This is a genomic window from Nocardioides ureilyticus, assembly GCF_051280745.1.
Lineage (GTDB): Bacteria > Actinomycetota > Actinomycetes > Propionibacteriales > Nocardioidaceae > Nocardioides.
On sequence record NZ_JBNCOG010000015.1, the window covers coordinates 88,085 to 95,244 of the forward strand.

Annotated in this window: 4 protein-coding genes; 3 read left to right on the top strand and 1 reads right to left on the bottom strand. The window is 74.0% G+C overall.

Translation table 11 applies throughout. The annotated features are described in order from the left end of the window. The first annotated feature begins 154 nt into the window (after positions 1-154). The 3 genes from ACSMHG_RS10515 to ACSMHG_RS10525 all read left to right on the top strand — a co-directional run bounded on the left by ACSMHG_RS10515 (position 155) and on the right by ACSMHG_RS10525 (position 6,790). The gene (locus ACSMHG_RS10515; RefSeq protein WP_435744558.1) at positions 155-709 is read left to right on the top strand and encodes a C40 family peptidase; all 555 of its coding nucleotides are present in this window, start codon (positions 155-157) and stop codon (positions 707-709) included. Positions 710-947: 238 nt separating this feature from the next. Further along, positions 948-3,215, top strand: coding sequence for an immune inhibitor A domain-containing protein (locus tag ACSMHG_RS10520; protein WP_435744561.1), 2,268 nt, complete (start codon positions 948-950; stop codon positions 3,213-3,215). 194 nt (positions 3,216-3,409) lie between these two features. Beyond that, positions 3,410-6,790, top strand: a complete 3,381-nt coding sequence (locus tag ACSMHG_RS10525) for a DEAD/DEAH box helicase (RefSeq protein ID WP_435744568.1) — start codon at positions 3,410-3,412, stop codon at positions 6,788-6,790. A gap of 13 nt (positions 6,791-6,803) precedes the next feature. On the opposite strand, the gene ACSMHG_RS10530 is transcribed toward ACSMHG_RS10525, so the two are convergent. Continuing rightward, positions 6,804-7,160 (bottom strand): SelB domain-containing protein (locus ACSMHG_RS10530; RefSeq protein ID WP_435744564.1); only part of this gene is annotated, 357 nt, incomplete at its 5' end.

A 7,160-nucleotide genomic window follows, 5' to 3' on the forward strand; every position in this document is an offset into this window, starting at 1 on the left:
ACGGGCACGGGAGACCCGAGCAGGACGCCCACCGCCGGAGACGGCGGAGGGCTCGGGGTGGAGCCCAGCAGCGCTGATCCGAGTGACGCTGGGCCGGGCACGGCGCCCGAACCCGACAGGACACCTTCCGCAGGCGATCGCCGAGGATCCACCGTTGAGCCACGCCCTTGACGGCGCGCTGCTGCGCGCCCGCATCGTGTTCTGCGCCCTCACCGCCGCGCTCGCCCTGAGCCTCGCGGTCGGGGTCAGCCCCCTGTCCCCGACCGCCAGCGCGGCCGGGGCCCAGCTCGCCCAGCGAAGCCAGCTGAGCGAGATCGAGAAGAGCCGGACCACCGAGCGCCGGCGCGCCCGCGTCAGCCGCAGCGAGCGGCTGATGCGCGTCGTCCGCCGCCAGAACGGCGACCCCTACGCCTGGGGCGCCTCCGGCCCGCACCGCTTCGACTGCTCCGGCCTCACCCAGTTCGTCTACCGCAACGCCATCGGCGAGCGCCTGCCGCACTCCTCCCGCGCGCAGGTCAGCCGCACCCGCCGGATCAGCCGCGGCGCCGCCCGCCCCGGCGACCTGGTCTTCTTCCACAACGGCGGCCGGGTCTACCACGTCGCCGTGTACGCCGGTCGCGGCCGGATCTGGCACGCGCCCGGCTCGGGCAAGCGGGTCACCCGCGCGCCGATCTGGACGCGCAGCCACTTCTACGGCCGCGTCCGCTGACGTCGGCTCCCTGAGGGGGCTCGCCGCTCGACCCGCGGGGTGATTGCGCCGGGTCGGGCGGTGAGGTAAAGGACCTGTGACGCGGCGTCGTCATTGGTCTCGAATGCGTAACAAATCGGTGCTGGTGTGCACCGAGGTCTTCCGTCTGGGCACCTCGGGCTGTTCAGGTGCTTCGGCGGGCATCGCCCGCCCCGCCCCCCACCCCCAGGGGCGTCTCGGAAACATCTCGGAGGAACACGTGAACCGACGCATCTCTGGCGTCATCGGTGTGGCCGCGGGCCTCGGGCTCGCGGCCACGGCCGTTCCCGGGTCCGCCACGGCAGTGCCGGCGGCCGACCCCGACGCCAAACCCCAGCAGGCCCAGCACCGGGCCGACGACCGTCCCGACCCGCTGCACACCAAGCGCCGCGCCGCCAAGGCCCGCGCCGCCGAGCTCGTGGTGACCGGCCAGGCCGAGGTCCAGAACCGCGGCGGCGGCGAGGCCGTCAAGGTCGCCCCCGGCCAGTGGGTCGAGTACGGCACCCAGGAGACCGCGCAGCTGCTCTCCTTCCTCATCGAGTTCGACGACCTCAAGCACAACGAGATCGAGGAGCCCGGCGCCGAGGACAACAGCACCTACTGGACGTCCGACTTCGACCGCGAGCACTTCCTCGACATGTTCTTCGACGGCATGCCGGAGCAGGGCGGCGAGTCCTTCGCGGACGCCTACGACGAGATGTCGTCGGGCCGCTTCGACCTGCAGGGCGACGTCAGCGACTGGGTCACCGTGCCCGGCTCCGCCGCCAGCTACGGCGAGAACGTCAACGGCAGCGAGACCAACGCGAACATGACCCGCTTCATCGCCGACGCGGGTGTCGCCTGGGTCGAGGCCCAGCAGGCGGCCGGCAAGAGCCCCGAGGAGATCCGGGCCTACCTGCAGCGCTTCGACGTCTGGGACCGCTACGACCACGACGGCGACGGTGACTACGAGGAGGCCGACGGCTACATCGACCACTTCCAGGCCATCCACGCCGGAGAGGGCGAGGAGGCCGGCGCCGAGCCGTGGACGATCTGGTCCCACCGCTGGGCGGTCAACTACAACCAGCCGGTCGGCCCCGAGGGCGCCAAGCAGGGCGGCGTCGAGATCGGCGACACCGGCTTCTGGATCCGCGACTACACCACCGAGCCCGAGAACGGCGGCCTCGGCGTCTTCGCGCACGAGTTCGCCCACGACCTCGGCCTGCCCGACTACTACGACACCAACGGCGGCGAGAACGGGACGGGTTTCTGGACCCTGATGAGCTCCGGGTCCTGGCTCAGCCGCGCGGACGCGGGCGCCATCGGCACCACGCCGGACTCGATGGGCCCGCACGAGAAGCTCTTCCTCGGCTGGCTGGACTACGAGACCGTCGAGGCCGGCGAGCGCGAGCAGGTCAAGCTCGGGCCGGCGTTCCACGCCACCAAGGCGGCGCAGGCGGTCGTCGTCAACCTGCCGCCGGGCAAGGCGGCCACCGAGGTCGGCCCGGCCGCCTCCGGCTCGACGTACCTCTACTCCGGCAACGGCGACGACCGCACCGCGACCGCCACCAGTCCCGAGTTCGTGGTGCCCGAGGGCGGCCAGCTGAGCGCCCAAGTCAAGTACGAGATCGAGGCCGACTGGGACTACGCGTACGCGAACATCTCGACCGACGGGGGCCAGACCTTCACGCCGGTGGAGACGAACCTGTCGACCGACGCCGACCCCTACCAGCAGAACGCCGGCCATGGCATCACCGGCAGCAGCGACGGCGCGTGGGTCGACCTGACCGCCGACCTGAGCGAGTTCGCCGGCCAGACCGTCCAGCTCCGGTTCGCGATGGTCAACGACGCGGCCATCCACGAGCTCGGCTTCCTCGTCGACGACGTGAGCGTCGGCTCGGCGCTGGAGACCGGGTTCGAGGACGGCGCCGCCGACTGGACCCGCGACGGGTTCCTCGTGGTGGAGGACGGTTCCTACACCACCGAGTACACCCACTACTACATCGCCGAGAACCGGCAGTACGGCGGCTACGACGCCACCCTGCGGGAGGGCCCGTACAACTTCGGCTGGGGCGTCTCGGCGCCCGACCGGGTCGAGCGGTTCCCGTACCAGAACGGCCTGCTCATCTGGTACGTCAACGGCTTGTACGGCGACAACAACACCAGCCAGCACCCCGGCGGCGGTGAGGCCCTGCCGGTCGACGCCCGGCCGACGGCGCTGCGCTGGTCCGACGGTGAGGTGGCCCGCAACCGGATCCAGACCTTCGACGCCACCTTCGGCCTGGACCGGACCGACGCGATCACCCTGCACCGGGAGACCGCGGACGGCATGACCACCCTCGAGGTGCCCTCCTCGGCCCCGGTGCCGGTCTTCGACGACACCGACCCGACCCGCTACTACGACCCGGCGAACCCGGGCGGCAGCACGCTGGTCGGCGGCACCGGCACCACCATCGAGGTGGTCAACAGCAACGAGCGGCAGGGGTTCATGACCGTCCGGGTCAACTGAGCCACGGTCGACCTCTCCACCAGGCACACCACGACGGGGCCCGGCGCGCGAGCGCCGGGCCCCGTCCTCCATCCCGGGGCATTTCCACAGGCGGCCGATCGGGAGGTGGTGGTGTCGGTGCGGCGAGGCATGATCGTCCCCGACCGCCGGACGACCGGGCGCCGCTGACGACGAGGGGAGGGCTCGTGGGCACGATGCCGCTGGCCGACCTCGACGAGGCGACGGTGCGGCGGGCCTTCGACGGCGGCACCGTCTCCCGGGCGCACGACTACGTCGGCAGCGACCGCATCGGCGAGATCGCCGTGCGGGAGAGCGACGCCGGCGAGGTGCTGCTGACGGCGAGCGTCGAGGGCACCGGGCCGACGCCGTACGAGGTCGAGGTCTCGGTGGTCCGCGAGGACGGCCGCTGGCAGCTCTACAGCGACTGCACCTGCCCGGTGGGCATCGACTGCAAGCACGGTGCCGCCGTGGCGCTCACGGTCGTCCGGGCCCCCACCGCGACCACCGCCGGCGACGGGGGCGTCGAGCCGGCGGAAAGGGCCGCTCCAGCCACGGCTCCCCGGCCGCTGTGGAGCGAGCGGCTGGAGCGGGTGCTCGCGGAGCTCGACCCGCCCGCGGAGCTCGCGGTCACGCCGCTGGCCCTCGAGCTCTCCGTCGACCGCCCCGAGCCGGTGGGCCCCGCCGGAGGCCAGCACCGTCGCGCGCCGTCCTGGCAGGTCCAGGCACGCCGGCCGTCGTTGCGGATCCGCCCGCTGACCGTCGGCGCGCGGGGGCAGTGGGTCCGCCGGGGCGTGGGCTGGGACGACCTGACCCGCAGCTCCCACACCCGCGCCTACGACCCCGAGCAGCTCTCGACCCTGCTCGAGCTCGCGGCGGCGCGGCGCTCGCCGCACTACTACGCCTCCGGGGGCGACAGCCCGCTCGACGACCTCGGCCCGGGTGTCTGGTCGATGCTCGACCGGGCGCTGGCCGCGGGAGTCCGGCTCGTCGGCGGCGCCGGAGTCTCCTCGGTGACCCTGCTCGGCCGGGCGCTGCCCCTCGTCGCGGAGGTGCGCGCCGAGGACGGTGGCGACCTCGTGGAGGCCGGCCAGCAAGAGGACGAGGAGGCGGCCGGCCGGCTGACCGTCGGGGTGTGGCACGACGGTCGGTGGTGGAGCGGGGAGGACCTGCTCGTCGTCGGCCGGCGGGGGCACGGCGTCGGCCTGCTCGACCCGGCCTCCGAGGAGCTGGTGCTCGCCCCGCTCGACCGGCTGGTGCCCGAGCCGGTCCGGCGCCTGGTCGAGAGCCCCGACCCGCTCCGCATCCCCGCCTCCCAGGCCGACCTCTTCGCCCGCCGGCACCTGCCGCGGCTGCGCCGCCACCTGCCGGTGGCCTCGTCCGACGGCTCGCTCCCGATCCCCGAGGAGGCGCCGCCCCGGCTGGTGCTGACCCTGGCGTGGCGCGGCCCCGGGGTCGCGCACCTGGCATGGGCGTGGTGCTACCAGCTGGGCGAGCACCTGGACCGGTTCCCGCTCGACGCGCCCGCTCCGGGCGGCGACGTACGCCGACCCGCGCGGGAGCGCGAGCAGCTGGCGGCCCTCGAGCTGGGCGAGGTCGGTGACGACCTGCTGCGCGACACCGACGGTCGGCTGGTCGGCGACCACGAGCTGCGCGGCAGCCGGCTGCTCGACTTCGTCGGTCAGGTGCTCCCCGCGCTGCGTGAGCAGCCGGCCGTGGAGGTCGAGGACCTCGGCGTCCAGCCCGACCACCGGCCGGCCACCGAGGAGCCGCAGATCCGGTTCGAGCTCGACGACCCCGCGACCGGCGAGGGCGGCGAGGGGACGCGGTCGGTCGACTGGCTCAGCCTCCGGGTGGTCGTCGACGTCGAGGGCGAGCAGGTCCCGGTCGCCCAGGTGGTCGAGGCGATCACCCTCGACCACGAGCTGCTCTTCCTGCCCAGCGGCCGCTACCTGCGCACCGACCACCCCGCCCTGCAGCGGCTCGCCGACGCCGTGCGGGCGGCCCGCGAGCTGCGGGACCGCGACGACGACGATGACCGGCTCAACGTCGGCACCACGGACCTCGGCGTGTGGGGCGAGCTCGCGGAGATCGGCGTGGTCGACGAGCAGGCGTCACGGTGGGTGGAGGCGGCGCAGGCGCTGCGCGAGTTCACCGGCCTGCCGCAGGTCGACCCGCCCGGCATGGCCGGCCTCCTGCGCGGCTACCAGCTCGACGGCTTCCGGTGGCTGGCGTTCCTCCACGACGCCGGGCTCGGCGGGATCCTCGCCGACGACATGGGGCTGGGCAAGACGCTCCAGGCGCTGGCGCTGGTCGGCCACGCGCGGCGCGCCGGCGCGGGTCCGTTCCTCGTGGTCGCCCCGACCAGCGTCGTCCCCGGATGGGTGCGCGAGGCGGCGTTGCACGCCCCCGACCTCGAGGTCCGCGCCGTCACGGCCGGGCGACGGCGCCGCGGCCGCAGCGTCGCGGACGTGGCGGCCGGAGCGGACGTGGTCGTCACGACGTACACGCTGCTCCGGCTCGAGATCGAGGAGTACGCCGACCTCGCCTGGGGCGGCCTGGTGCTCGACGAGGCGCAGCAGGTCAAGAACCACCAGGGCAAGACCTACCAGGCGGTGCGCCGCGTCGACGCGCGGTTCCGCCTGGCGCTGACCGGCACGCCGTTCGAGAACCGGCTCATGGAGCTGTGGTCGCTCCTCTCGATCGTCGCGCCCGGCCTCTACCCGTCACCGCGGAAGTTCACCGAGGTCGTGGCCCAGCCGGTCGAGAAGCAGGGCGACGCCGGGGCGCTGCGCCGGTTCCGCACCCGGATCCGGCCGTTCCTGCTGCGGCGCACCAAGGAACTGGTCGCCACGGAGCTGCCGCCGAAGCAGGAGCAGGTGCTCGACGTGACGTTGGGCGCCAAGCACCGCAATCTCTACGACACCCACCTGCAGCGGGAGCGGCAGCAGATCCTCGGCCTGATCGGGGACTTCGACGCCAACCGGGTCGCGATCTTCCGCTCGCTCACGAAGCTGCGCCAGCTCAGCCTCGACGCCGCCCTCGTCGACCCCGCCCACGACGCGCTCGGCTCGGCGAAGATCGACGTCCTCGTCGAGCACCTGCGCGAGCTCGCCAGCGAGGGCCACCGCGCGCTGGTGTTCAGCCAGTTCACCGGCTTCCTCGCCCGCGTGCGCGCCCGGCTGGAGGCGGAGGGGATCGGCTACTCCTACCTCGACGGCCGCACGCGCGACCGGCAGGCGGCCATCGACGGCTTCCGCGACGGCGACGCGCCGGCGTTCCTCATCAGCCTCAAGGCCGGTGGCGTCGGGCTCACGCTCACCGAGGCCAGCTACGTGTTCGTCCTCGACCCGTGGTGGAACCCGGCCGCCGAGATGCAGGCCGTCGACCGCGCGCACCGGATCGGCCAGCAGCAGTCGGTGATGGTCTACCGCCTCGTCGCCGCCGACACCATCGAGGAGAAGGTGATGGAGCTGAAGGCCCGCAAAGCGGCCCTCTTCGCCCAGGTGGTCGACGGCGACGGGGCGATGGCCACCGCGGTGACCGCCGAGGACGTCCGCGCCCTGCTGGGCGACTGATCCCGGCGGCCGGTCAGTCCGCGACGACCTCGCGGCGGTCGTCGGGCAGCCGCCGGGTGCGGCGGGTCCGGTCGAGGTGCTCGAGCAGCGGGAGCACCACCCGGCGCGAGGTGCCCAGCCGCTGCCGCGCCTCGCTGGTCGTGAACGGCTGGGGCAGCTCCCGCAGCCACTCGGTCGCCACCACGTCGGCGTCCGGCAGCAGCACCACCGCGGGGCCCAGTCGCAGCAGCCGCCCCGCCTTGGCCGCCGCAGCGGTGCGCCGCGCGTCCAGCCCCAGCTCGGCCAGCCGACCGGCCGACGGCGCGGCGAACGGCTCCTCGGCCAGGTCGTCGGCCAGCGCGCCGAGCGCCCGCTCCAGGTCGGCCGGCAG